Annotated in this window: 28 protein-coding genes and 2 pseudogenes; 15 read left to right on the forward strand and 15 right to left on the reverse strand. The window is 63.7% G+C overall.

Annotation, left to right across the window (positions count from 1 at the left end):
- The first annotated feature begins 227 nt into the window (after nt 1–227).
- A complete protein-coding gene (locus IVB13_RS33915) occupies nt 228–602 on the forward strand; it encodes a hypothetical protein (RefSeq protein ID WP_026233103.1) in 375 nt (124 codons plus the stop codon).
- Nucleotides 603–608: 6 nt separating this feature from the next.
- Here IVB13_RS33915 and IVB13_RS33920 read toward each other — a convergent pair whose 3' ends face one another.
- Together IVB13_RS33920 and IVB13_RS33925 are read right to left on the reverse strand one after the other, a co-directional pair.
- Entirely contained in the window at nt 609–926 is a 318-nt protein-coding gene (locus IVB13_RS33920) for a DUF6496 domain-containing protein (RefSeq protein WP_018456194.1), read from the reverse strand.
- Nucleotides 927–1,011: 85 nt separating this feature from the next.
- The gene (locus IVB13_RS33925) at nt 1,012–1,206 is read right to left on the reverse strand and encodes a DUF3072 domain-containing protein (RefSeq protein ID WP_018456195.1); all 195 of its coding nucleotides are present in this window, start codon (nt 1,204–1,206) and stop codon (nt 1,012–1,014) included.
- A 115-nt stretch (nt 1,207–1,321) separates the two neighbouring features.
- Here IVB13_RS33925 and IVB13_RS33930 point away from each other — a divergent pair.
- Nucleotides 1,322–1,538 (forward strand): annotated as a pseudogene (locus IVB13_RS33930) (hypothetical protein).
- Nucleotides 1,539–1,556: 18 nt separating this feature from the next.
- Nucleotides 1,557–1,766: a hypothetical protein gene (locus tag IVB13_RS33935; protein ID WP_039799669.1), complete on the forward strand. Its 210-nt coding sequence runs from the start codon at nt 1,557–1,559 to the stop codon at nt 1,764–1,766.
- 130 nt (nt 1,767–1,896) lie between these two features.
- Here IVB13_RS33935 and IVB13_RS33940 read toward each other — a convergent pair whose 3' ends face one another.
- Together IVB13_RS33940 and IVB13_RS33945 are read right to left on the reverse strand one after the other, a co-directional pair.
- Complete coding sequence (locus IVB13_RS33940) at nt 1,897–2,145, reverse strand: hypothetical protein (RefSeq protein ID WP_018456198.1); 249 nt, start codon at nt 2,143–2,145, stop codon at nt 1,897–1,899.
- Nucleotides 2,146–2,239: 94 nt separating this feature from the next.
- Complete coding sequence (locus IVB13_RS33945) at nt 2,240–2,497, reverse strand: hypothetical protein (RefSeq protein WP_247491653.1); 258 nt, start codon at nt 2,495–2,497, stop codon at nt 2,240–2,242.
- A 138-nt stretch (nt 2,498–2,635) separates the two neighbouring features.
- Here IVB13_RS33945 and IVB13_RS33950 point away from each other — a divergent pair, with 138 nt between their 5' ends.
- Complete coding sequence (locus IVB13_RS33950) at nt 2,636–2,857, forward strand: hypothetical protein (RefSeq protein ID WP_018456200.1); 222 nt, start codon at nt 2,636–2,638, stop codon at nt 2,855–2,857.
- Here the strand turns inward: IVB13_RS33950 and IVB13_RS33955 are convergent.
- Together IVB13_RS33955 and IVB13_RS33960 are read right to left on the reverse strand one after the other, a co-directional pair.
- On the reverse strand, nt 2,854–4,344 hold the full coding sequence (locus IVB13_RS33955) for an HWE histidine kinase domain-containing protein (protein ID WP_085352570.1): 1,491 nt from the start codon (nt 4,342–4,344) through the stop codon (nt 2,854–2,856). The genes IVB13_RS33950 and IVB13_RS33955 overlap by 4 nt on opposite strands.
- A gap of 13 nt (nt 4,345–4,357) precedes the next feature.
- A complete protein-coding gene (locus IVB13_RS33960; RefSeq protein WP_231188781.1) occupies nt 4,358–10,645 on the reverse strand; it encodes a HAMP domain-containing protein in 6,288 nt (2,095 codons plus the stop codon).
- Nucleotides 10,646–10,927: 282 nt separating this feature from the next.
- Between IVB13_RS33960 and IVB13_RS33965 the strand changes: the two genes are divergently transcribed.
- Nucleotides 10,928–11,224, forward strand: a complete 297-nt coding sequence (locus IVB13_RS33965) for a hypothetical protein (RefSeq protein WP_247491655.1) — start codon at nt 10,928–10,930, stop codon at nt 11,222–11,224.
- A 4-nt stretch (nt 11,225–11,228) separates the two neighbouring features.
- On the opposite strand, the gene IVB13_RS33970 is transcribed toward IVB13_RS33965, so the two are convergent.
- On the reverse strand, nt 11,229–11,741 hold the full coding sequence (locus IVB13_RS33970) for a DUF4142 domain-containing protein (protein ID WP_085352567.1): 513 nt from the start codon (nt 11,739–11,741) through the stop codon (nt 11,229–11,231).
- Between the two features lie 96 nt (nt 11,742–11,837).
- On the opposite strand from IVB13_RS33970, the gene IVB13_RS33975 reads away from it, so the two are divergent.
- Nucleotides 11,838–12,032: a hypothetical protein gene (locus tag IVB13_RS33975; protein WP_247491717.1), complete on the forward strand. Its 195-nt coding sequence runs from the start codon at nt 11,838–11,840 to the stop codon at nt 12,030–12,032.
- Nucleotides 12,033–12,347: 315 nt separating this feature from the next.
- Complete coding sequence (locus IVB13_RS33980; RefSeq protein WP_007594775.1) at nt 12,348–12,554, forward strand: hypothetical protein; 207 nt, start codon at nt 12,348–12,350, stop codon at nt 12,552–12,554.
- Between the two features lie 137 nt (nt 12,555–12,691).
- On the opposite strand, the gene IVB13_RS33985 is transcribed toward IVB13_RS33980, so the two are convergent.
- Complete coding sequence (locus IVB13_RS33985) at nt 12,692–12,940, reverse strand: hypothetical protein (protein WP_018456205.1); 249 nt, start codon at nt 12,938–12,940, stop codon at nt 12,692–12,694.
- A 176-nt stretch (nt 12,941–13,116) separates the two neighbouring features.
- On the opposite strand from IVB13_RS33985, the gene IVB13_RS33990 reads away from it, so the two are divergent.
- Nucleotides 13,117–13,284, forward strand: coding sequence for a hypothetical protein (locus IVB13_RS33990; RefSeq protein WP_247491657.1), 168 nt, complete (start codon nt 13,117–13,119; stop codon nt 13,282–13,284).
- On the opposite strand, the gene IVB13_RS33995 is transcribed toward IVB13_RS33990, so the two are convergent.
- The 7 genes and pseudogenes from IVB13_RS33995 to IVB13_RS34025 all read right to left on the reverse strand — a co-directional run bounded on the left by IVB13_RS33995 (nt 13,281) and on the right by IVB13_RS34025 (nt 17,781).
- The gene (locus tag IVB13_RS33995) at nt 13,281–13,769 is read right to left on the reverse strand and encodes a DUF3147 family protein (RefSeq protein WP_018456207.1); all 489 of its coding nucleotides are present in this window, start codon (nt 13,767–13,769) and stop codon (nt 13,281–13,283) included. The genes IVB13_RS33990 and IVB13_RS33995 overlap by 4 nt on opposite strands.
- A complete protein-coding gene (locus IVB13_RS34000; protein ID WP_018456208.1) occupies nt 13,769–14,116 on the reverse strand; it encodes a DUF3147 family protein in 348 nt (115 codons plus the stop codon). The genes IVB13_RS33995 and IVB13_RS34000 overlap by 1 nt, the downstream gene beginning before the upstream one ends.
- The gene (locus tag IVB13_RS34005) at nt 14,113–14,697 is read right to left on the reverse strand and encodes a phosphatase PAP2 family protein (protein WP_018456209.1); all 585 of its coding nucleotides are present in this window, start codon (nt 14,695–14,697) and stop codon (nt 14,113–14,115) included. Before IVB13_RS34005 ends, IVB13_RS34000 begins: the two co-directional genes overlap by 4 nt.
- 134 nt (nt 14,698–14,831) lie before the next feature.
- Nucleotides 14,832–14,930, reverse strand: a pseudogene (locus IVB13_RS34010) (NAD(P)-dependent oxidoreductase); the annotation flags it as partial.
- A gap of 188 nt (nt 14,931–15,118) precedes the next feature.
- A complete protein-coding gene (locus IVB13_RS34015) occupies nt 15,119–15,670 on the reverse strand; it encodes a DUF4142 domain-containing protein (protein ID WP_247491659.1) in 552 nt (183 codons plus the stop codon).
- A gap of 87 nt (nt 15,671–15,757) precedes the next feature.
- Nucleotides 15,758–15,985: a hypothetical protein gene (locus IVB13_RS34020; RefSeq protein WP_018456212.1), complete on the reverse strand. Its 228-nt coding sequence runs from the start codon at nt 15,983–15,985 to the stop codon at nt 15,758–15,760.
- A gap of 8 nt (nt 15,986–15,993) precedes the next feature.
- On the reverse strand, nt 15,994–17,781 hold the full coding sequence (locus IVB13_RS34025) for a thiamine pyrophosphate-requiring protein (protein ID WP_018456213.1): 1,788 nt from the start codon (nt 17,779–17,781) through the stop codon (nt 15,994–15,996).
- Nucleotides 17,782–17,938: 157 nt separating this feature from the next.
- Between IVB13_RS34025 and IVB13_RS34030 the strand changes: the two genes are divergently transcribed.
- The 7 genes from IVB13_RS34030 to IVB13_RS34060 all read left to right on the forward strand — a co-directional run bounded on the left by IVB13_RS34030 (nt 17,939) and on the right by IVB13_RS34060 (nt 24,758).
- Complete coding sequence (locus IVB13_RS34030) at nt 17,939–18,313, forward strand: PRC-barrel domain-containing protein (RefSeq protein WP_007594753.1); 375 nt, start codon at nt 17,939–17,941, stop codon at nt 18,311–18,313.
- Between the two features lie 24 nt (nt 18,314–18,337).
- Nucleotides 18,338–18,496 carry a hypothetical protein gene (locus IVB13_RS34035; protein ID WP_007594751.1) on the forward strand — a complete coding sequence of 53 codons (159 nt, stop codon included), beginning with the start codon at nt 18,338–18,340 and terminating at the stop codon, nt 18,494–18,496.
- A gap of 200 nt (nt 18,497–18,696) precedes the next feature.
- A complete protein-coding gene (locus tag IVB13_RS34040) occupies nt 18,697–19,851 on the forward strand; it encodes an HlyD family secretion protein (RefSeq protein ID WP_247491660.1) in 1,155 nt (384 codons plus the stop codon).
- Entirely contained in the window at nt 19,848–21,467 is a 1,620-nt protein-coding gene (locus IVB13_RS34045) for a DHA2 family efflux MFS transporter permease subunit (RefSeq protein ID WP_247491662.1), read from the forward strand. The genes IVB13_RS34040 and IVB13_RS34045 overlap by 4 nt, the downstream gene beginning before the upstream one ends.
- Nucleotides 21,468–21,559: 92 nt before the next feature.
- On the forward strand, nt 21,560–22,561 hold the full coding sequence (locus tag IVB13_RS34050) for a nitronate monooxygenase family protein (RefSeq protein ID WP_007594746.1): 1,002 nt from the start codon (nt 21,560–21,562) through the stop codon (nt 22,559–22,561).
- A gap of 107 nt (nt 22,562–22,668) precedes the next feature.
- The gene (locus IVB13_RS34055; protein WP_247491664.1) at nt 22,669–23,088 is read left to right on the forward strand and encodes a hypothetical protein; all 420 of its coding nucleotides are present in this window, start codon (nt 22,669–22,671) and stop codon (nt 23,086–23,088) included.
- A 119-nt stretch (nt 23,089–23,207) separates the two neighbouring features.
- Nucleotides 23,208–24,758 (forward strand): alkaline phosphatase D family protein, encoded by a 1,551-nt coding sequence (locus IVB13_RS34060; protein WP_247491666.1) that lies wholly within the window; start codon nt 23,208–23,210, stop codon nt 24,756–24,758.
- Nucleotides 24,759–24,868 lie beyond the last annotated feature (110 nt).

Here is a 24,868-nt window from a genome sequence, read left to right on the forward strand (position 1 = left end):
GGGCCGCCTTTCCTGTTCGCCTTCAGGATTTCCGCACATCGCCGATAACATTCTCGTTAACGGCAGGGAGGATGACCCGGTTTCGTCCGAAAAAGCCGTGTTCGCTCATCACAATTGCGGATCTCGTACAGACTCGGCGGCAATGAAGCCACCGACGATTGCAAGCGTGGAACTTCGAACTTGCCGCCGCTGAGCCGGCCGGCAATTCGTATTTGATCGGTGCCGACATGGATCGATTGAAGCTCTCGCTGAGAAGTGCGCTGCTTGTGGCGCCGTTGGTAGCGCCACTCGTGCTATGGGGTGGAAACGCTCTCGGGCGCGACGACGGCCGCTACGCGGACTCACCTCTCAAGCCGTGGTTCGACGGCCTGCGCAGCCATCTCGGTCCGTGCTGCTCGGATGCGGATGGGTTTGCGGTCGCCGATCCCGATTGGGACTCGCACAATGGACATTACCGCGTGCGGCTCGACGGCGAGTGGGTCGAGGTACCGGACGAAGCCGTGATCACCGAGCCGAACCGGGCCGGCCGCACCATGGTGTGGCCGGTGAAGACCGCGTTCGGCGTTTCGATCCGCTGCTTCATGCCGGGCAGCATGATCTGACTGAGGTCAGCGCGACCGTTTGGAGGATTTGCGCTTCGACGTCTTCTTCGAACTCTTTCTCGAAGTCTTCTTGGATGTTTTCCGAGATGTCTTCTTTGACGTCTTCTTGGACGTCTTTCGTTTCGCGGCCTTCTTCGGGACCTTCTTGCCCTTCTTGCGCGCTTTCGACAGGCCGATCGCGATTGCCTGCTTGCGGCTCTTCACGCGTCCGCCTCGACCGCCCGGTCCGCTTTTCGCGGTCCCCTTCTTGTAGCGCTTCATCTCGCCTTCGACATCGCTGCCGGAGCTGCGCGAGTAGCGGCGCTTCTTTGCCTTGCGTGCCATGCATGTTCTCCCTTGGCCCGGGAAAACAATCCGGGACAGGCATGGTTCCGAAAGCGCAAGCAACGTTCCGGATGGGCGACCTAGCCTAGAACGAATCCGCCAGCTCGATCTCCGCTTCCAGCACCTGAATGCGCCGTGCTGCCTCGCTGGAGGACAGATCCCGCGCGTATTGCGCGGGCTGATACGCCTCTTCGCTCAGCCGTTTCAGCCGGAGGCCCTGCGCCCGCGTCATCTGCTCGGTGAGGAAAGACTTGGCATCGTATTTACCTTGAACCTGCATGTCGCTTCTCCCTTCTGAAATCGTGACTTGACTATATGTTCTTATTTTGTTCTAACAAGTCATGGACAACAAAATTAATGAAATTCGACGTAAAATCAGCGCCTTGAGGCTGGAAATGGCCGATGTCGAGGCGGCCGTACGCGAGCTTGTCGAGCGCGATCGGGACTGCACGGAGAAGGCCCTGGCGCAGATGGATCTGCGCCGGAAAATCAATCTGCTGATCGGCGAATGGAAGGCTGCAGGTGGCGGCGATGTCCTGCCGAATGTCCGGGATGCGCCTTCGTTCCGCGAAGACATCAGGTAGTCCTCTGCGCGTGATCGCGCGCCGCTGAGAGCCTTGGGAGCGCACGGTGGAGGAAGACCCGGATGCATACCGGATTCTAAAGCTGCGCGCCGAGATTCTCGAACTGGGCTCTGCCATCCGGCAGCTGCAACGCGAGGGGCTCGACGACGCCGCGGCCCAGCTCTTGATCGCGCGCAAGCGCGCACGACTCGACCATCTGGTGAAGTCAGATCCTGCAGGCGTTCATCCTGACATCCTGGGCAGCCATCGTAGCTGAAGCCTACGCGCAACGCGAGGTGCGGGGCTCGTCGATACCGCATGTTGACGAAGCGGCCCGAGAGAAGTCTGTTCGAATACCAAAGCAAGAGGCCCCGCGATCGCGGGGCCTTCGTGTTTTCGACGAACGCCTACTTGGTGTTGCTCATGCCGGCTTTGTTGTTCGTCATGGTGCCGCCCTGGTCGGAGCCGGGGCCGGAGCCGCCCTGACCGGAGGGATCAGCACCCTTGGAGGACTTGGTGTTGGCGCCCGTGGTGGTCTGCGACGATGACATCGATGATCCGTGTTTTGCCTTGTGCGACTTGGCCTGCACGGCGAACGGTGCAGCGGCGAGGCCGGTTGCCAACATCACGGCAAGAGCGAGCTTGGTGGTCTTCATCTGCGGGAACTCCCTGAGTTGAATTGACGCAGGCAGCCAACTGCCATTCGTCGCAGGAGTTCCGAACAAAGAATTCCGGTAAAGCACGCATAGTTCAAGATCGCTTGTCCTCGGCCAGGATGAAAACGACGCCCGTCAGTGTCGCGCCGATCGCGAACGTCGTCACCAAGGTGAGGGCGAAAACGACAACGGCCTGCCTTCCGCCGTGACTCAGCAAATTGGCGACGCCGGGATTGGACAGCACGAGCAAGAGGCTGAAAGCGAGTCCTAAGGCTGCGCCCATCATCGCGTGCGTCATCAGCTTGACGAGCCCGCTGGGAGAGATCAGGTCAGACGACTTCTTCGCGCGCATGGAACTCTATCCCAATCTCGCATGCAACGCCTGCGACACGCGCCGGTTCCACCCGCATGAAGGAATTGTCATCGTCCGCTTCATCCGACGTTCATGCCGGGTGGGCGAGAATGACCGCGCAACACGGGAACATTCGATATGGGTAAGGTGGTCTTTCTCTATCGCTCTCTGGCTTATCGTAATGCCGCTGCGGACATCCTCCGCAAAGCGCGCAAGCTGCCCCGCGGCGCGGAGCGAAGCGCGGCGTGCCGCTATGCCAAGGCTCTGCGCGATCTCGCCCAAACAGAAGCCTGGCTCGAAGGACGGGTCGCGCGCGAGCCGCAAACGACGCAGCGCAGGAAGAGTGCGGCCTCCGGTTAGCCGGAAGCGCGCTGCAATTCGGCGGAGCTGGCGGCTTCGAAGTTGCCGGGCGCGGTCGTCGCGGCAGTCTTGCGGACCAACGGCACCTCGAGCCGGCACAGCAGACCCTCGGCGCGCCAATCGAATCGCGCCTGCCCGCCGAGCTGGGACTCGACGCTCGCAAGCAGGCTCCGCGTACCAAAGCCGCGGGATTTCGGCGTCATGACGAGCGGGCCGCCGGATTCCTCCCAGGTCAGCGTGAGCAGCTCGTCCTCGACCTGCCAGCCGATTGCGAGCCGTCCCGTCCGCGTCGAGAGCGCGCCATATTTCGCCGAGTTGGTGAAAAGCTCATGCAGCGCCAGCGCCAGCGTCTGGGCGGTTGCCGGCAGCAACTGAACTTCCGACCCCGCCAATTTGATCTGACCGCCGAGGGAGTAGGGCGCAAGCTCCTCGTCGATCAGCTTCGAGAGTTCGGCGCCCTGCCAGCTCGATAGCGACAGGATCGTGTGCACGCGCGCCAGTGCATTGATGCGTCCCTCGACGGCGCTGACATAGGCTTTGACCTCGTCGGCGCGGGTGAGGCGCACGATCGATTGCGCCAGCGCCAGCGCATTCTTGGCGCGATGATCGACTTCCCGCGCCAGGAGAGTCTGCCGTTCCTCGGCGCGCTTGCGTTCGGTGATGTCCACCGTCACGCCGCTGACGCGCATGACCCGACCGCTATCGTCAACCGTGGCGGCGGCCGTGCCGACACACCAGCGCACATCGCCGTCGGGCCGCACGATGCGGAACTCCGTTTCATAGGAGCGCGTGCCCTTGTTGAATTCGGCGATCGCCTTGCGCAACTGATCGACGTCATCCGGATGCAACAGCGCCTGAACGTTGGCCGGATTCACCTCGAAGCTCTCCGGGCCAACACCAAAGATGCGGTATTGTCCCTCGTCCCACATCCAGTCGCCGGTGATCCAGTCCCAGTCCCAGGAGCCCATCTTGCCGGCGGCGATCGCCATGCTGCGCCGCTCTTCGCTCTCGCGCAGCTTTGCTGTGGAATTCTCAAGCTCGGCGGTGCGTGCACGCACGCGGTCCTCGAGGTCCTGATTCAGCCGTTCGAGCTCGCGCGTCTTGCGATAGAGCTCTGCAAACACCTTGACCTTGGCGCGCAGCACCTCCGGCACGACCGGCACCGGGACGTAGTCGACGGCGCCCATCTCGTAGCCGCGCAGGCGGTCGATGTCGCTGACTTGAATGGCCGAGATGAAGATCATCGCGGTCTTCTGGAAGCGCGGGTGCTCGCGGATCATCGCGGCGAGCTCGAAGCCGTCGAGCTCGGGCATGCAGACGTCGACCAGGATCACCGCGATCTCGGTCTTAAGCAGCACCTCCAGAGCCTCGCGACCGGACGAGGCGATCACGAGGTTCTGGCCGAGATCCTTCAGGATCACCTCATAGGCGAGCAGCTTGGCCGGCTGGTCGTCGACGAGGAGGATGTTGACCTTTTCGTGGTCCATACGGGCATCCAACTCAGCGGTGCAGCCACATGCGGATTGCAAGCAGCAATTGATCGGTGTTGACGGGTTTGGCGAGATAGTCGGACGCGCCGGCCTCGAGGCATTTCTCGCGGTCGCCCTTCATGGCCTTGGCCGTCAACGCGATGATCGGAAGACGGGCGAAGGTGGGGTTTTCACGAATGACGCCGATGGTCTGATAGCCATCCATCTGCGGCATCATGATGTCCATCAGCACGATGGCGATCTCCGGGTTGGATTCGACCAGGGCCACCGCCTCGTTGCCGGTCGTGGCCGTCAGCACCTTCATGCCGCGCCGCTCCAGCACGCTCGACAGCGCGAAGATATTGCGGGCGTCGTCGTCGACGAGGAGGGCGGTCTTGCCGATCAGGTCTTCGTCGGAACTGTTCAGCTTCTCGAGCATGCGCTGCTTCTCGATCGGCAACTCCGTGATGACGCGGTGCAGGAACAGCGCGGTCTCGTCGAGCAGGCGCTCCGGCGATTCCACGCCCTTGACCACGATGCTCCGCGCCATGGTGTGGAGCTCCGCATCTTCCTCGGCCGACAGCTCGCGGCCGGTGAAGACGACCACCGGAACGTTCGAGAGCGCCTCGTCATTGCGGATCTGGTCCAGCACCTCGAAGCCGGTCATGTCGGGCAGGCGCAGGTCGAGCACGACGCAATCACAGGGGTTCTCACGCAGCATCGAGAGGGCGTCGGCACCGGTGCCGGTCGTCACGATCTCGATGTCGTCGTGATGCAGGAGCTCGCGGATCGAGAGCTGCTCGGCCTCGTTGTCCTCGACGATGAGCAGCCGCTTGCGCCGCGGTCGCGCATATTCCTTGATCTGGGTCAGCGCGGCCGAGACACCCTCGGTCGTCGTCGGCTTGTTGACGAAGGAGAAGGCGCCGCGCGCCAGCGCATGCTGGCGGTCCTCGTCGAGCGTGATGATCTGCACGGGGATGTGGCGGGTCAGCGGATTGTGCTTGAGCTGGCTCAGCACGGTCCAGCCGAGCATATCCGGCAGGAATACGTCGAGCGAGACAGCCCTCGGCTGGTACTGCTTTGCAAGCTCCAGCGCCTCCGCGCCGCGGGCCGCGACCAGCACCTTGAATCCCTTGTCGCGGGCGAGGTCGACCAACACGCGCGCGTAGTGCGGGTCGTCCTCGACGATCAGGAGGATGCTATCGCCGGGTTCGAGGTTGAGCCGGTCGTCGGGAAGCTGCTCGATCACGCGCTGCGGTTCGGCTGTCGCGGGCTGCAGCGCCGGCGGCTGGCTCTGTTGGGGCGTTGCGCGGGGCGCGAGCGTCGGGCCGGAATATTTCAGCGGCAGGTAAAGCGTGAAGCACGAGCCCTTGCCCGGCAAGCTGCGCAGGTGGATCTCGCCGCCTAGCAGGCTTGCGAGTTCACGGCTGATCGCAAGGCCCAGGCCGGTGCCGCCATATTTGCGGCTGGTGCCGGCATCCGCTTGCTGGAACGCTTCGAAGATCAGCTTCTGCTTCTCCAGGGGAATGCCGATGCCGGTGTCGGACACTTCGAATGCGATCACGGCCGGCGCCGAGTTCAGCACGGGATGATCCGTGCCCCAGCCGCCGACCGCGGCGGCGACCTTCAGGCGCACCTCGCCTTCGGCGGTGAACTTGAAGGCGTTGGAGAGCAGGTTCTTCAAAACCTGCTGCAGGCGCTTGGAATCGGTGACGAGGCTGCGCGCAAGATTCGGATCGACGTCGATCTTGAACGACAAATTGCGGTTCTCCGCCTCGTGACGGAACGGCCGCCCGACCGTCTCGAGCAGATTCGCGGTCAGGATTTCCTCGGCGTCGACCGTCACCGTACCCGACTCGATCTTGGAGAGATCGAGAATGTCGCTGATGAGATTGAGCAGGTCGGTGCCGGCGCCATGGATGGTGCGGGCGAATTCGACCTGCTTGCCGGTAAGATTGCCGTCCGGATTGTCGGTGAGCTGCTGGCCGAGGATCAGGATCGAGTTCAGCGGCGTGCGCAGCTCGTGGCTCATATTGGCCAGGAATTCGGACTTGTACTTCGAGGTCAGCGCGAGCTCGGTTGCCTTTTCCTCCAGTGCGCGGCGGGCCTGCTCGATCTCCTGGTTCTTGCGCTCGACTTCGACGTTGCGCTCGGCGAGCTGCTGCGCCTTCTGTTCGAGCTGGTCGTTGGTCTGCTGCAATTCGCGCTGCTGGGTCTGGAGCTCGCCGGCGAGCTGCTGCGACTGCTTGAGAAGGCCTTCGGTCTGCATCGTCGCCTCGATCGAGTTGAGCACGATGCCGATCGAGTCCGTGAGCTGCTCCAGGAAGGTCATCTGCGAGGTCGTGAAGGAGGTGAGCGAGGCGAGCTCGATGACCGCCTTGACCTGGCCTTCGAACAGCACCGGCAGCACCACGAGGTTCTTCGGCGCGACGCGAAGCAGCGCCGAATTGATCGGCACCACGTCGGGCGGAATGTCCGCAATCACGCGCGGGCGCCGGTCGAGCGCGCATTGGCCGATCAGGCCGTCGCCGAATGGCAGCACGCGCGGATACGGATAGACGCCGTCGCCGGCATAGGAGGCAAGCAGCAGGAGCCGCGGATTCTCTTCATTCTCGACCTGGTAGATCACGCCGGTATGCGCGTTCACCAGCGGCGACAATTCGGTCAGCAGCAGGCGACCGACAGTGGTGAGGTCGCGCTGGCCCTGAAGCATGTTGGTGAATTTCGCCAGATTGGTCTTGAGCCAGTCCTGCTCGGTGTTCACGTCCGTCGTGAGACGGAGGTTCGTGATCATCGTGTTGATGTTGTCTTTCAGCTCTGCGACCTCGCCGCGGGCGTCGACCTGGATCGACCGCGTCAGGTCGCCCTTGGTCACGGCGGTCGCCACTTCCGCGATCGCGCGCACCTGCGAGGTGAGGTTGGCTGCCAGCAAATTGACGTTGCCGGTGAGGTCCTTCCAGGTGCCCGCGGCGCCGGGCACGTCGGCCTGACCGCCGAGCCTGCCCTCGACGCCGACCTCGCGCGCCACCGACGTCACCTGGTCGGCGAAAGTCGCGAGCGTCTCGGTCATGTTGTTGATGGTGTCGGCGAGCGCCGCGACCTCGCCCTTCGATTTCACGGTGAGGTTCTGCTTGAGATCGCCGTTGGCGACCGCGGTCACCACCTTGACGATGCCGCGGACCTGCTCGGTCAGGTTCGCCGCCATGAAGTTGACGGTGTCGGTGAGATCCTTCCAGGTGCCGGCGACGCCGGGCACCTGGGCCTGGCCGCCGAGTTCGCCTTCGGTGCCGACCTCGCGGGCAACGCGCGTCACTTCGCCGGCGAACGCATTGAGCTGGTCCACCATGGTGTTGATGGTGTTCTTGAGCTCGAGGATTTCGCCCTTCACGTCGACGGTGATCTTGCGCGACAAGTCGCCGCGCGCGACGGCGGTGGTGACTTCGGCGATGTTGCGGACCTGGGTGGTGAGGTTCGCGGCCAGCAGGTTGACGTTATCGGTGAGGTCCTTCCAGGTGCCGCCGACGCCGGGCACGACGGCCTGGCCGCCGAGCCGGCCCTCGGTGCCGACCTCGCGCGCGACGCGCGTCACTTCCGCGGCGAAGGAGCGGAGCTGCTCGACCATGGTGTTCAAGGTGTCCTTGAGCAGCAGAATTTCGCCACGCACGTCCACCGTGATCTTCTTCGACAGGTCGCCGCCGGCGATCGCGGTCGCGACCTCGGCGATGTTGCGGACCTGAGCCGTGAGGTTCGAGGCCATGAAGTTGACGTTGTCGGTGAGATCCTTCCAGGTGCCGGCAACGCCGGGCACCTCGGCCTGGCCGCCGAGCTTGCCTTCGGTGCCGACTTCGCGCGCCACGCGCGTCACTTCACCGGCAAAGCCGTTGAGCTGGTCCACCATGGTGTTGATGGTATTCTTCAGCTCCAAAATCTCGCCACGGACGTCGACGGTGATCTTGCGCGAGAGGTCGCCGCGCGCCACGGCAGTGGTGACTTCGGCGATATTGCGGACCTGGGCGGTGAGGTTGCCCGCCATCGAGTTGACGCTGTCGGTGAGGTCTTTCCAGGTGCCGGCGACGCCGGGCACGTTGGCCTGGCCGCCGAGCCGACCTTCAGTGCCGACCTCGCGCGCCACGCGCGTCACCTCGCCCGCGAAGCGGTTGAGCTGGTCGACCATCGTGTTCAGCGTGTCCTTGAGCTGAAGGATCTCGCCGCGCACGTCCACGGTGATCTTGCGCGACAAGTCGCCGCCGGCGATCGCGGTCGCAACTTCGGCGATGTTGCGGACCTGGGCGGTGAGGTTGCCCGCCATCGAGTTGACGCTGTCGGTGAGGTCCTTCCAGGTGCCGGCGACGCCGGGGACTTCGGCCTGGCCGCCGAGCTTGCCTTCGGTGCCGACTTCGCGCGCGACGCGCGTGACTTCGCCGGCGAAGGCGTTGAGCTGGTCCACCATGGTGTTGAGCGTTTCCTTCAGCTGAAGGATTTCGCCTGACACGTTGACGGTAATCTTCTTCGACAAATCGCCCTTGGCCACCGCGGTCGCGACTTCGGCGATGTTGCGGACCTGGCCGGTCAGGTTCGAGGCCATCGAGTTGACGCTGTCGGTGAGATCCTTCCAGGTGCCGGCGACGCCGCGCACCTGGGCCTGGCCGCCGAGTTTGCCTTCGGTGCCGACCTCGCGGGCAACGCGCGTGACTTCGCCGGCAAAGGCGTTGAGCTGGTCCACCATGGTGTTGATGGTGTCTTTCAGCTCGAGGATCTCGCCGCGGACATCGACGGTGATCTTTTTCGACAAATCGCCGCCCGCGACCGCGGTCGTCACCTCGGCGATGTTACGGACCTGCGCGGTGAGGTTCGAGGCCATCGAGTTGACGCTCTCGGTCAAGTCCTTCCAGGTGCCGGCGACGCCGAGCACGTTGGCCTGGCCGCCGAGCCGGCCCTCGGTGCCGACCTCGCGCGCGACGCGCGTGACTTCGCCGGCGAAGGCGTTGAGCTGGTCGACCATCGTGTTGAGCGTTTCCTTCAACTGAAGGATTTCGCCCGAGACGTTCACCGTGATCTTCTTGGAGAGGTCGCCGCTCGCGATGGCGGTGGCAACGTCGGCGATGTTGCGGACCTGCGCGGTGAGGTTCGACGCCATGAAGTTGACGTTGTCGGTGAGGTCCTTCCAGGTACCGGCGACGCCCGGCACCTGGGCCTGGCCGCCGAGCTTGCCTTCGGTGCCGACCTCGCGCGCGACGCGCGTCACTTCCGAGGCGAACGAGTTGAGCTGGTCCACCATGGTGTTGATGGTGTCCTTCAGCTCCAGGATTTCGCCGCGCACGTCCACCGTGATCTTGCGCGACAGGTCGCCGCGGGCCACGGCGGTGGTGACGTTGGCGATGTTGCGCACCTGTGCGGTGAGATTGCCGCACATCGCGTTGACGCTGTCGGTGAGATCCTTCCAGGTGCCGGCGACACCTGGCACGATGGCTTGGCCGCCAAGCTTGCCGTCGGTGCCGACCTCGCGCGCCACGCGCGTCACTTCCGAGGCAAAGGAGCGGAGCTGGTCCACCATCGTGTTGATGGCTTCCTTGAGCTGAAGGATCTCGCCGCGGACGTCGACCGTGATCTTCTTCGAGAGGTCGCCGTTCGCAACTGCGATCGTCACCTCGGCGATGTTGCGAACCTGGTTGGTCAGGTTGTTCGCCATCGAGTTGACGCTCTCGGTCAGATCCTTCCAGACGCCGGTCACCTCAGGCACCTGGGCCTGGCCGCCGAGCTTGCCTTCGGTGCCGACCTCGCGCGCCACGCGCGTCACCTCGGAGGTGAACACGCCGAGCTGCTTGATCATGGTGTTGACGATGGTCGCCGACTGCAGGAATTCGCCGCGCAGGGGGCGTCCATCGACGTCGAGCTTGACGGTCTGGAGCAGGTCGCCCTGCGCCACGGCTGCGACCGCGCGCGTCACCTCGCGCGTCGGCCACAGCAAATCGTCGATCAGCGTATTGACCGAGCCTTCCATGTCGGCCCAGGAGCCGGAGGCCAGCCCAAACTTCACGCGCTGGCGGGTCTTGCCCTCGCGGCCCACCACCTGGCCGACCAGTTCGAGCTGCTGCGCCATGCGCTGATTGGCGGCGATGATGTCGTTGAAAGTGTCGGCGAGCTTGCCGTCGATGCCGAGATAGTCGCCGCTCATGCGCACGGAGAAATCGCCGTTGCGCATGGCCTGCAGGGCGAGCAGCAATTCTGCCCGGGAATCGGGCTCCGACATGCCGTTGGTTTTTGGCTTTGGAACGCGACGACCGGAACGTGATGCAGATCCGGGATCGAGGTCGCTCATAATTTGTCCCCCGCAGGCGTCAGCCGATTCCCAGGCAAGACGCGGATTATCAAAATAGAGCGTCAGCCAAATTCGAAATCAAGCGCCAACGTTACGGCGCCAGGACGTGGAACCTGCTTTGCTCAGCCCGATTAACATAATAGCGATACCTCGGAATGGTTCCATTGGGTTCCTGATTTCGGCCGAGGGAAGACACCTTGGGGCCCCGTTTCGGGCCTCGGTCATCGCTTCCGGAACGGACCGCTGGTCCTGCTGTTAGCCTCGAATACAGGGAGAGCGCACATGAAAGCAGGATTTGCCGTGATCGGCACGGTGATGTTGTTGGCTGGATCGGCGTTCGCACAAGGCGGCGCGCCCAGCGGCCGTGGTGCGGTGACCGGCGACCCCGCCGCAAGCTCCGCCACCCCACGCGCGGACACACCAACTACGGGTGCGTCGACCCGCTCTAATCCCAGCGGTAGCGGCACCTCGACTTCGGGCGGCAAGGATGACAATGGGGATGCCGGCCGGGACCGGATGCCGGAGAGCGACCGCACCGTGCGGCCGGAGAGCCAGCAAAGTCATCCGAGCAAGAAATAAACGGCTACTTGTCTGCCATGGTGCGCTCGGCGTCTTTGACCTGTGAGCGCAACAGCGGGAGCTGCTCGCGCGCGAATGTTGCAAGCGCGGCATTGTCGGGCGCCTTCAGATAGCGCTCGAGCAGGTCGATCACCGATTCATACTCGGGAATCTGCGCGGCATAGAAGCTTCTGACGAAAGTCGGTCCGTCCGAAGTTTCGGGCTCGACCAGGCTCGCGCTCGCCGAGGTCGTCTTGGCGACGCGCGGTTCGGTGCCGATCGTCTCCTGAATCTGTTTCAGGGCCTTGTCGCGCCGGGCTGCTTCTTCGGCGCGCAGGGCGGCGAGGTTCTTGACCTCGGCATTGCCCTTCAGGTCGGTGCTCTCCAGCAAGCCCTGCTGAAAGCGGCTGAAAGTGTAGAGGTCGCTGATGGTCTCGGTTGCGGTCGGCGTGCGGCCGGTCGGCCGTCGCTCTCCGGTGCTGTCGGCAAGCGGTGCAGTGCTGATGAACGCCAAAACCATCGCGAGAAGAATCCGCATGGACGTCCAATGGCGGATGGCGGTCGAAAGTTCCGCAGATGTTACGATCCGGTAAGGGCGGTTGCGACGCGTCGGTTCCGTCCCCAATTCATGTTGATGAAACAGTCCGAGATCTTCAGGGATAACGCCGGCAACTGCCTCCAGCTCGCCGAGAGGGCCGAAGCACAGCCGGCACACAATCGTTTTCTGCGCATGGCGAATGCGTGGACGGCACTTGCCGACGAGCAGGATTGGCTCGACGGCGAGGTGCCGCCCGTTCCAACGCGCAGGCCTCAAAAGCAGGATGCGTAATTCTGTCGTGTTCGTGGATCTGCGTGTGAGACTGCGCACGGACAACAAGCAGGATCATTCGTAACAGTCGATCGCGTTGATTTCCTGTTTCAGGAGGTTTTTGCAATGGCTCCACGTCTGGCTCTTCTTTCGCTCATCCTCGCCTTTGGCATGTCGGTCGCGTTCGCCACCGTGACGACAGTGCGGCAGGTGCATCACGAAAATGCATCGACCCCGGTGCACTCAGCGCACAGTTAGCAGTCTGATCTCGCGGGTCGGAACCTTCGACGCTCCGGCGCGTAAGCGCTTCGAGACAGCAAAGAGGCGAGAGCTATCATGGCCCATTCCGACCAAGGCATCATCAGAGATCAGCGCGGTGAACAGCAGCCGCGGGACAAGCAGCGTGCGCAGACCGTGCACAAGTCGGAGCCAAAGGGCTCGCCCTCTCGTGAGGCCACGCGCGATCCCAAGCTGAACGACAACAGCAAGACGCCCGGTTCCGGCATGGCGCCGGATGATTCCGGCGACGCGCCGAGCGGTTAATTCCTTCAGGAACGAATTCACACGCGAAGAGTCGAGGGATTGCTTCCGGTTGTCATGCCCCCGGTGATCCGGAAGTAATCTCCAAGGACGGCCCTGGCACCCCGTGCCGGGGCCGTTTGCTTGAGCCTCAGGCTGGACTAATCCTCGGAGCCGCGCTCGGGATGCGGTTGCGTATGGCCGTCCGGGCCGCGCCCGAAAACTCCGAACCTGCTCGATTTGACATTCGCCCCTGCATCGACTGCGGCGGTGGCCAGTCCGAGCTTCAGGAGCTCGCGCACGGCCGCGGCTCGCGTCGGCATGCGATGTTTGAACCGGAAGTCGTCCACCGCGGCCAGTTCTTCCGGTGACAGCATGACCTGGAGCCGCTCGGCGCGAAGGTCGTTCATGATCAATCACCCAAAATGAGCAAGTTGAGTAGTTTACTCAACGAACTCATTCGGCCGCGGTTCCACAAGATGCGGCTATGACGCCAAGTTAGACAGAAAATATAATAAAATCAATAACTTATGTGATGCAAAGATCCTTTGACAGGTGTATACTCCCGGCAAATGGGAGAGACGTCATGTCGAACGAAGTCAGATTGCCCCGCACACATGTCGAAGAGAGCGAAGCACCCAGGCCGGTGCGTCCCAGCCACCAGAAGGTCATCGAGCAGGTCGAGCGCTGGGCCAACAGCCCGGGCCTTCAACCGCCGAGATTGCAGCCGTCAATGCATGCCAAAGCGGGCTAACGCTTCGTAAGGGGAGAACCCTTTGCTGATGGCGAATGGGCTGACCGGTGCGGTTTGCGGGAGACGATGCGCAGCTTGCGCCTGAGCCCCCAGGCCAATACCGAAACCACGGCCCAAGCTATCAACGCGGCGGCGAAAGCGCCCGGAACGCTTGCGGCCACGGTAACATGAAAGACGGCGGCGAATGCCAGGAGACCGATGCTTCCCCAGGCGGCACCAGCCGCGTCGAGCCCGGCGGCCTCTTGTCCGCGGCGCGTGCCGCTGAGGCCGGCCTTCTCCTTGGTGCGCCGTTCATGGCTTTCGACCAGCGTTGCGCTCGCGCAGAAGATGGCGGGAAGCGCAAGGAAAAGTCCGCCGACGGAAACACCGAAGCGCGCTCCCAGCACCCCCGTGAGCACGGTCGCCAGGCCACCGAGCAGGAAACGAATGCCGTATTCGTACCAGCGCGTCTGCTTCAGCGCGGAGAGCGACAGCTTGACCGGCATCAGGCCGCACCTCCAAAGCCGGCGAGCAGGCCGAAGGCGACCGCAAGCCACACGATACCAGCAAGGACGGTCGCCGGCAGCGCGGACACACAGTATCTGATCAGCAGATGGCAGACGACGACGCTGTAGCAGCCGAGCGCGACCGCGCCATAGATCATCGTCCAGCTTTCTGCCGCGGCATATTGCGGGCCGTGCTGGACGACGGCGATGCCGAGCGTCGCCAGTGCAACTGACGGTGCTGCGCCGAGCAACCCCGCAAAGCTTTTGGGTTTGAGCATATCGCCCAAGATCGCAAAAGCGGAGACGATGATGCCACCGGCGATGAAGCGCACGACATATTCGGTCATGGCCGTTTCCGCCAAGTGAGCTGCTTGCGCAACGATTGCGTCAGTGTCCATGGCCGCAAGAGTCTCTCTACGGCCGCGCCCAGCGCAAAGCCTGCGACGACGTCGCTTGCCCAATGCGCGAGTACCGCAATCCGTGTCAGCGAAAGTGCGACCGCAATCGCACGCACCAACCGACGCGGCGTTTTCGGCAGCAGGCCCGCCGCCGAGGCAAGTGCGCCCATATGGACCGCGTGACCGGACGGGAAGGCGTCGCGCGCCTGTCCTGAGATGGGTACTCCATGTCGGTGTCCGCGTATGGTCAGCCGGTCTGGCCTGGTCTGATCGAATATGGATTTCAGGACATGCGGGAGGACGGCAGTCGCCAGCGACACGGCCAGAACGTGATTTGCAACGGGGCGCTGTTGGGGCTGCCAAATATGAGTGTAGAGCCACCCTGCCGCGGCCAGCGCGAGCAGCACGTGCTCGTCGGCAGCCCAGGTCAATGTCTGCGCCGTGTGCTCGATGCCTGAATTGGTGTGATCAGCGATCGTATCCGCGATCGCGGTGTCGATCCGGCTAGGTTTAACCTCTACTAATGCCATCGGTCTGCAAGCGTGATGTCCTTCATGACAGTTTTGTAAAGCCCGGAGACAAAGAAGGTTCCTGGGCTCTGCCTCGTGGCATAAGTCTGCCGCGCCGACTACGGCTGTCCCGATCCACCAGCGGACCCATACACCTAGCCGGTCGCATTGCTCGCGTCGGCCGCGGCACGCTGCACATAAATCGAGGCCAGTTCGGCGGGCTGGCCGGAACGGCCGAGCGGCGTCATGCCTCCGCTGTCGAAGAGGCCAGCGAAGCAGCAGCGAGCGTTGCGCTCGCCGCTTGGACGACGTGCCGGCGGGATACTGAAGTCTTGTCGTGATGTGTCATGACGATCTCCGCGATCTTCGATCTCACTGCGCGGAGACAGGCATCGTTGCAAAACGAGAGGACGCCGGTAGGGCCGGCGTCCTCGTAAGATGTTTACTTGGTCTGACCGACGCTCGGCGCCTTACCGAGCTCCTTGGCCATGTCGAGATGGTGCTTGAGCGCCGGCAGCGTCTTGCCGGCCCAATCCTTCAGGTCGGAATTGTCGCCGCCCTTGGCGTAACGCTCGAACAGCGAGACTGCGTCCTCATGGGCGCTGACCTGGTACGAATTGTAATCCGAACTGAAGTCCTTGCCATTCGCGCTCTTGAGCTTGTCGAGTTTGCTCTGATGCGAGCTGTCGAGTGCTGTCGGCAGGGTCGCCTGCACCTTGCCGCCGCTGACAAGGCCCTTAAGTTCGCTGCTGGTCTTGGTGTGGTCGGTCACCATCTGTTGCGCAAAGGTCTGCTCCTGCGCGTTGCCTTTCTGCTCGGCGAGCTTGCTCGACTCGATCTCGAACATATCGCTGATGGCGACTTCCTTGACGAAGTCGGCAGTGGCGGGCGCGACGCCGAGCGCCGAGTTGACGCCGGTTTTCTCGCCGAGCGACTGGGCGAGTGCGGGGCCTGCGAGCAGCACGCAAGCAGCTGCGATAATCATTCGTTTCATGGTCCGATCCCTCCGAATGGGCGCGCAGCCTCTCGCCGCGCGACGTTGCGCCCACCAACACACTGCAGCGGCCGGAGTTCCTAACGGCTAATCCGTCGGTCTCCGCCCGCTCCGCGGGTTGATTGGATCGGTAGGCTTGCGCCGAAGCCGTTCGGGCAGAAACGGCTCGCTCGGCGTGGCAGTGGCCTCGGCACGCACGTCTGCATGGCGTTGTGCCCGTTCATGCGGCGTCCGGTTGTCGTTGATCTGCCGCTTCACGTCGAGGCCATCCACGGGATCGTTGACGCCGTGCTGGATATCGCGGAAATCGCTCATGCTTCACCTTATTCGTTTCCAGGTAGGATCTTTTCCAGCACCTGCCGCGCCGCCCCCTTGATCACTCCGCTCTCGTTGGGATCGCCCTTCAGCAGCGCAAGCGAGAAGTTCTTGGCCTGCTGCAAGGTGATGTGCGGCGGCAGCGGCGGCACTTCGGGATCGGTCTTCACCTCCAGCACCACCGGCATCTCGCTCGCCAGCGCCTGCTCCCAGGCCGAGCCCAGCAGCCGCGGGCTGTCGACATAGATGCCGGAGAGGCCGATCAGTTCGGCAAAGCGCGAATAGGACACGTTTGGTATGCGCTGCGACGCCTCGAATTTCGGATCGCCGTTGATGACGCGCTGCTCCCAGGTCACCTGGTTGAGGTCTTCGTTGTTGAAGACGCAGACGATGAAGCGCGGATCCTTCCAGTCGCGCCAATACTTGGCGGCGGTGATCAGCTCGGCCATGTTGTTCATCTGCATCGCGCCGTCGCCGACGAGTGCGATCACCGGGCGGTCGGAATGGGCGTATTTCGCGGCGAGCGCATAGGGCACCGCGGCACCCATCGAGGCGAGCCCGCCTGAGAGCGAGGCCGTCATGCCGCGGCGCATCTTCAGGTCGCGCGCGAACCAGTTGGCGCAGGAGCCGGAATCGCTGGTGACGATGGCGCGGTCGGGCAGGCGCGGAGACAGCTCCCAGGCGACGAGCTGCGGATTGACCGGTGCTGCGGGCTGATGTGCCCGATCATCGAGCGTCTTCCACCATTTCGCGACGTCGTCCTGGATACCCTGGCGCCAGGCGCCATCGCTCTTGGGTTTCAGTCGCGGCAGCAGGGCGCGCAGCGTCTCGGCGGCATCGCCGACGAGGCCGACCTCCATGGGAAAGCGGATCGACATCATGCTGGCGTCGATGTCGATCTGCACGCCGCGCGCCGCGCCTTCCTTCGGCAGGAATTCGGCATAGGGAAAGGCGGAGCCGACCATCAGAAGTGTGTCGCATTCCATCATCATGTTGTAGCTGGGTTCGGTGCCGAGCAGGCCGATCGAGCCGGTGACCCACGGCAGATCGTCGGGGAGCGCCGCCTTGCCGAGCAGCGCCTTGGCGCAGCCGGCGGACAAGCGGTCGGCGACCGCGATCACCTCCTCGGTGGCGTGGAGCGCGCCGGCGCCGATGAGCATCGCGACCTTCTTGCCGGCATTGAGCACCTCGGCGGCACGGTCGAGGTCAGCGTCACGAGGCTTGATGCTTGGAGCGCTATAGCCAATGCCGGAGTGCAGAGTGCCGTGAGCGCGCGGCGGGTCCTCGTAGGGCTCCTCCTGGATATCGTTGGGCAGGATGATCACCGTTGGCGTCCGCCGGGCCAGCGCGATCCGGATCGATCGATCGATCAGATGCCGGATCTGCGCCGGCGAGGAGGCCTGCATGACGTAGGCGCCAGCCACATCCTTGAACATCGAGACGAGATCGAGTTCCTGCTGATATTGCCCGCCCAGCGCATTGCGTGCCTGCTGGCCGACGATCGCGAGCACGGGCTGGTGATCCAGCAGGGCATCGTAGAGCCCGGTGATCAGATGCGAGGCGCCGGGGCCCGAAGTTGCGATACAGACCCCGAGTTGGCCAGAGAACTTCGCATAGGCGCTCGCCATGAAAGCGGCCATCTCCTCATGCCGGGTCTGAACAAAGCCGATCTTGCCCTCAGCACGCTGAAGGGCTCCGAACACGCCGTTGATGCCATCGCCAGGATAGCCAAAGAGGTGGCGCACGCCCCATTGATGCAGACGTTGAACGATGAAGTCGGAGACGGTCTGGGACATCAAGGGCGGCCCTTCGTTTTCCGGTATTTTGTTTCCGGGATTTGAAGTTGAGAGAACCACCCGTTTCCGGCGATGTTCCTCAAGTCTGACGGAACATGCCGGAACGATCGCGCACCTCTTCGGGTTGTCTCCACAATCGGCTGAGTGGAGAATTGAGATGTTGAATCAGGGTGAACTGGACCAAAACGAGATGGGTCGGTTGATCGGCAGCGACAAGGTCGAGGGAACATCGGTCTACGGTGCCGATCGCAACAAAATCGGCTCGATCGAACGCGTGATGATCGACAAGATCAGCGGCAAGGTGTCCTACGCCGTGCTCGGCTTCGGCGGATTTCTGGGCCTCGGCAACGACCACTATCCGCTGCCGTGGCAGTCGCTGAAATACGACACGGAGCTCGGCGGTTACGTCACCGGCATCACCACCAAGGAACTGGAAGGCGCGCCCAAATACGGCGAACGGAGTGATTGGAACTGGGGTGATGACGCCGCGGTTCGCGGGATCAACTCCTATTACGGTGTCCCCTTCGCGTAAGCGTTTCCACCGAAAGGAAGCTCGATGAGCAAGGAGCGGCCTAACGACGATCCCCGGCAGCAGAGCGACTGGGGTTCGCACAAGCAGACGGACAAGCCCTGGAAGGGCACTCCGGAAAAGGAGCAGGGATCGGACGAGGTGAAACCCGATCTCGAGAAATGGCACGCGACGAAGACGCACTGAGACCGGGTGCGCTTCCCATGAGATATCGAGGCGAGCGCGGCATGCACTGTGCCGCGCTCGCTTTTTGGGCAGGGCGTTCACGAACGCGATGGTGCTCGCAACAAGCGGAACCATGATCAGGAGTTGCAGTTGGGCTCGCGGCGCGTGTGCCGGCCTTGGCGGCTCTGCCGCCAGTTTGATCCCCGAGAAAGGTGTTCACCGTGGATGCTCAAACACGGGAGCGTGGACCGTCCGCGGAGCAGCCGCAGAGGGCGAAGGAAGCTCCGAAGATATCTCCTGATCAGGCCCGTGACGCCACGGACTCGAAGCCGGCCAAGGCGCCGTCGCTGCGAGAGCGGATTCGCGAGCATTGGTTGCTGGCAAGCGTTGGCACCATCGTCTTGCTCGCGGCCCTTATCGGCGGAGTGCTCTATTGGCTCCAGGTGCGCCACTATGAATCCACCGACGATGCCTTCGTCGCCGCGCGCAGCTTTTCCGTGGCCTCCAAGGTTGGCGGCTACGTGACCGACATACCCGTGACGGACAACCAGCATGTCAAAGCCGGGGACCTTCTCGCCAAGATCGACGAGCGCGACTATCGCATCGCCATCGATCAGGCCAATGCGCAGGTCGCGGTCGCCAGGGCGAACATCGCCAATGTCGAGGCGCAGATCGTCTCCCAGCAGGAGCAGATCAAGCAGGCGGAGGCGCAGCTCGAACAGGCCCAGGCCCAGCTCCAGTTCTCGCAGGAAGAGTTCGCGCGCGCCCAGGATCTGGTCGAGAAGGGGGCCGGCACCGTGCAGCGCCAGCAGCAGACCCGCTCCGACCTTCAGGCGCAGCAGGCCAACACTGAACGCGCGAAGACCGCGGTGACGGCTGCGCAAGTTGGCATCAAGTCGCTGCACGCGCAGCTCGAGGGCGCCCGGGCGCAGCTCCACCAGTCGCAGGCGCAGCTCGATCAGGCCAAGCTGAACCTGCAATATACCGGCGTGGTTGCGGCGCAGTCCGGCCGCGTCGTCAAGCTCAGCGGCGCCAAGGGCACTTTCGTTACAGCCGGACAGAGCCTGATGATGTTCGTGCCTGACGAGGTCTGGATCGTCGCCAACTACAAGGAGACGCAGCTCAACGACATGCGGCCGGGTCAGCCGGTCGAGATCCGCATCGATGCCTATCCCACGCGCAAGCTCACCGGCCATGTCGAGTCCGTGCAGCCGGGCTCCGGCACCGCGTTCAGCCTGTTGCCGGCGGAGAACGCCACCGGAAACTACGTCAAGGTGGTGCAGCGCGTGCCGGTGAAGATCGTGGTCGACAGCTGGCCGGCCGATCTGCCCGTTGGTCCCGGCATGTCGGTCGTGCCCTGGACCAGGGTGCGATGACCGACACGGCGCAGGGCAGTGCGTCCGCGGACGGCTGGTCGCCGGAGCGCTCGGCGGCGGGCGGTCACAATCCCTATCTCATCGCGTTCGTCGTCTCGATCGCGACCTTCATGGAGGTGCTCGACACCACCATTGCCAACGTTGCCTTGCGCCACATCGCCGGTGGGCTTGCCGTCGGCATCGACGAGAGCACCTACGTCATCACCAGCTATCTCGTCGCCAACGCCATCGTGCTGTCGATCTCGGGCTGGCTGTCGACCGTGATCGGCCGCAAGCGCTTCTACATGATCTGCGTTGCGATCTTCACGGTCTCCTCGCTTTTGTGCGGCTTCGCCTGGAATTTGCAGGCGCTGGTGCTGTTCCGCATCCTTCAGGGCCTTGGCGGCGGCGGCATGGCGACCAGCGAGCAGGCGATTCTTGCCGACTCCTTTCCGCCGCACAAGCGCGGCCAGGCCTTCGCGATCTACGGCGTCGCCGTCGTGGTCGCACCCGTGATCGGTCCGACGCTCGGCGGCTGGATCACCGACACCTACACCTGGCACTGGGTGTTCCTGATCAACGTCCCCATGGGATTGCTGTCGCTGTTTCTGGTCGGCACGCTGGTCAACGAGCCCTCGGATGCGGAGGAGGAGCGGGAGAAGCTGCTGAGCAAGGGCCTGCGGGTCGACTATGTCGGCTTCCTGCTGGTCGCGATCGGGCTCGGCTCGCTTGAATACGTGCTCGACGAAGGCCAGCGCAACGACTGGTTCGGCTCGAACATGATCGTGTTCTTCGCGGTACTTTCGGCCATGTCACTGCTTGCGCTGATCCCGTGGGAGCTGACGCGGGAGGATCCCATCGTCGATCTCCGCCTGCTGGGCCGTCGCCAGTTCGCCGCCTGCTTCCTGGTCATGCTTGCGACCGGCGCGGTGCTGATCTCGACGACACAGCTTTTGCCGCAACTGCTCCAGAGCGATTTGAACTACACCGCCATGCTGGCCGGTCTCGCTTTGTCGCCCGGCGGCGTCGCGACCCTGGTGCTGATGCCAGTGGTCGGCCGCCTCGTCAGCAGCGTGCAGCCGAAATATCTCATCATGTTCGGTGCCGCCATCGTCGCCTTCTCGATGTGGCATCTCACGGGCCTTACCGGCGATATCACCTACGGCTATGCCGCGATGTCGCGGATCTTCCTCGCGCTCGGTCTTCCTTTCCTGTTCCTGCCGGTCACGACCGCGTCCTATGACGGTGTGCCGCCCGACAAGACCAACCAGGCGTCGGCGCTGATCAACGTCGCCCGCAATATCGGCGGCTCCATGGGCGTCGCGCTGGCGCAGACAATTCTGGCGCAGCGCCAGCAATTCCACCAGAGCCGCCTGATCGAGCACGCCGCGCCATCGGACCTCGGCTATCAGCAGACCATCGAGACGATGACCCGCTTCTTCCAGGCTCAGGGCTCGAACGCGAGTGATGCAGCCTCGCAGGCGGTCGCCTGGGTTGGGCGCACCTTGCAGCAGCAGGTCGATTTGCTCGCTTATATCGACGTGTTCTGGACGCTCGCGATCATCGCGGTGCTGATGATCCCGACCGCCGCGGTGCTGCGCCCGATCAAGCTGGGCGCTCCCGCGCGGGGGCATTGAGCAATGGCCGTTCGGAGAGAAAGGGTGACCGCGGCGCAAAAGTCTGGCTAGACTGGTCCGAACGTCAAGCAAGAGCCCGGGAGGTAGTTTAAGTGAAGACCGCGATCACCGAACTGTTCGGCATCGAGCACCCCATCATCCAGGGCGGCATGCATTTCGTCGGCTTTGCCGAGCTGGCGGCTGCCGTCTCCAATGCCGGCGGACTCGGCATCATCACCGGTCTCACGCAGAAGACGCCGGAGCTGCTGGCAAAAGAGATCGCACGCTGCCGCGATATGACCGACAAGCCGTTCGGCGTGAACCTCACTTTCCTGCCGACCTTCGCCGCGCCGCCTTATCCGGAATACATCGCCGCCATCGTCGAAGGCGGCATCAAGTCCGTGGAGACCGCCGGCCGCAGCCCGGAAGCCTACATGCCGGCGCTGAAGGCTGCCGGGATCAAGGTCATCCACAAATGCACCTCGGTGCGCCACTCCCTGAAGGCCGAGCGCATCGGATGCGACGCCGTCAGTGTCGACGGCTTCGAGTGCGGCGGCCATCCCGGCGAGGACGACATTCCCAACATGATTCTGCTGCCGCGCGCGGCGGAGGAATTGAAGATTCCGTTCGTCGCGTCCGGTGGCATGGCGGACGGCCGCAGCCTCGTCGCGGCGCTGTCGCTGGGGGCGGCCGGCATGAACATGGGCACGCGCTTCATCGCCACCAAGGAAGCCCCGGTGCATCAGAACGTCAAGAACGCGCTGGTCGCGGCGACCGAACGCGACACCCGCCTGATCATGCGGAGCCTGCGCAACACCGAGCGCGTGCTGAAGAACGCCAATGTCGACCGCCTGCTCGAGATCGAACGCGAGAAGGGCGACAAGCTGAAGATCGACGACATCCACGACCAGGTCGCGGGCGTCTATCCCAGGATCATGCTGGATGGGCAGATGGACGCCGGCGCCTGGAGCTGCGGAATGGTCGCAGGCCTCATCCACGACATCCCCACCTGCAAGGAACTCGTCGACAGGATCATGGCTGAGGCGGAAACCATCATCCGTACCCGTCTAATGGGGTTTCTTGAAGAGACGGGTGCACCGCGAAAGGTCGCCTGACACCGCCAAACTTCTTAACCACGGCGGCAGCTGACCGCTGGAATTGCGCGCGACGCCTCCTAAATAGAGGTAAATTACCTCTTAACAATCAATTTCAGGAGGCGTCCGTGATTCTGAAGAGCGCTCCTTTTGCAATGGCCGTTGCCCTCGTGCTCGCATGGGGCGGCGTCGCGCGCGCTGACGACTACAAGCCCGACGACTATCTCGGCCTCGATCTTTCGAAGGCGGTGTTGTCGCCCAAGCGGCTCGGGCCCGAAACCCGGTTCGCGCCGGTCGCGCTGGAGGCGCGCGGTGGCAACGAGGCGCAGGCGCGCGCCGAGCCGGTCGACGGGCCGAAGAAGGTCGCCGCCGAACGCGTGCGCGTGTCGGAGCCGAAGGTCGCGCACGTCAAGCCCGCGCAGCCACGCGGCGCGGCACGCACCAAGCTCGCGCATCGCCACGGCAATCCGCTCGACGCGCAGGCGATGGACACCCGGATCCAGACCTGGCCGTGCCGCAGCGGCGGCATCTGCAACTGGAAGCACTAGGTCAGCTCCGAGCCGTCATCCGGCACGTTGCAAAACCGTAGGCCCGCGGTCAAGAAACCGTAAGCCGGGGGTCAAACGACGCAGGCACCTTCCGTCGCTAGTCGACGAAGGTTTCCTGAATGGTAGCGCTCCGCGCCTCGCGCGCCTGGACTCGGCGGCAATTCCTGGTCCGTTCCACCTCGAGCCTCGCCGTTGCCGCGCTCGCAACGCCGCATCTCAGCCGCGCCGCGGATCGTCCGCAGATCGCAGGCGGCATCCAGTCCGGCGACGTCTCGGATGGCTCCGCCGTGATCTGGGCGCGCGCCGACAGGCAGGCGCGGATGCGGGTGGATTATTCATCCGTGGAAAGCTTCAAGACCGTGATCGCGTCGGCTTCGAGCGATGCGTCGCCCGATGACGACTTCACCTCGAAACTGCTGCTGGACGATCTGCCGCCCGGGCAGGACATCTTCTATCGTGTGCGCTTCGACGATGCCGGTGAAAGTCGCATCGGCCATTTCCGCACTGCGCCGGCTGCCGGCCAGTCGATCTCGTTCCTGTGGTCCGGCGATACCGCGGGGCAGGGTTGGGGCATCGACACATCGCGCGGCGGCTACCGCAGCTATCGCACCATGCTCGACAATCGCCCGGACTTCTTCATCCACTCGGGCGATCACATCTACGCCGACTGCACGATCCCCTCCGAGCAGAAGCTGCCGAACGGCGAGATCTGGCGCAATGTCGTGACCGAGGAGAAATCAGAGGTCGCGCACACGCTGGCGCAGTTCCGCGGCAATTACAAATACAACCATCTCGACGAGCACTTCCGCGCCTTCCACGCCGAGGTGCCGATGTTTGCACAATGGGACGACCACGAGGTCACCAACGATTGGTCGCCGACCGGCAGCTATGACGCCGCCGGCCACGAGGATGACGGCACCCCGCGCCTGGTCGCGCGCGCCCGTCGCGCGTTCTTCGACTTCATGCCGATCCGCGACATCGGCGCGCGAAAGGGGCGGGTCTATCGCAAGATCGCCTATGGTCCGCTGCTCGACGTCTTCATGATCGACATGCGCAGCTATCGCGACGAGAGCTGGAACAAGGGCGACGATCATCGCGGCTGGATCCTGGGTGCCGAGCAGCTCGCCTGGCTGAAGCGTGAAGTCGCGGCCTCGCGCGCGACCTGGAAGGTGATCGCGGCCGATCTGCCGATCGGCCTGGTCAGTCTCGATGCGGTCGCGCTGGGTGATGGGCCGCCCGACCGGCGCGAGCACGAGATCGCCGATCTTCTCGCGTCCATCAAGCGCGCCGGAATCCGCAACATCGTCTGGCTCACCGCCGACATGCACTACACCGCCGCGCATTATTACGATCCGAACAGGGCGCAATTCCAGGAGTTCGAACCGTTCTGGGAGTTCGTCTCGGGGCCCTTGCACGCCGGAACCTGGGGCCCGGGCGAGCTCGACAATACCTTTGGTCCGGTCGCGATGTACCAGAACGGGTGCAGTGAGGCGCAGGGCGAAAACCTCGCGCCCTGTTTCGGACTGCAGTTCTTCGGCAAGGTCGACATCGATGGCCGAACCGGCGTGATGACCGTGACGCTGAAGGACGTCGACAACCGGGATCTCTGGTCGGTCGATATCGAGCCGCAGCCGCAGACGCGTCCAGCCGTGGTGGCGCAGCATTCCTAGGTCGCTAACCCGATCTTGATTGGCCGCCGTGCGTCTGCCGCACTATGCTGTCCGCTCCCGCCACCTCTTTTCCATCCCCGAAGAGTCTGCTCACGCAGCATCGCTGCTGG

Origin of the sequence: Bradyrhizobium sp. 17, assembly GCF_023073515.1 — a bacterium.
Taxonomy (GTDB): Bacteria; Pseudomonadota; Alphaproteobacteria; order Rhizobiales; family Xanthobacteraceae; genus Bradyrhizobium; species Bradyrhizobium canariense_D.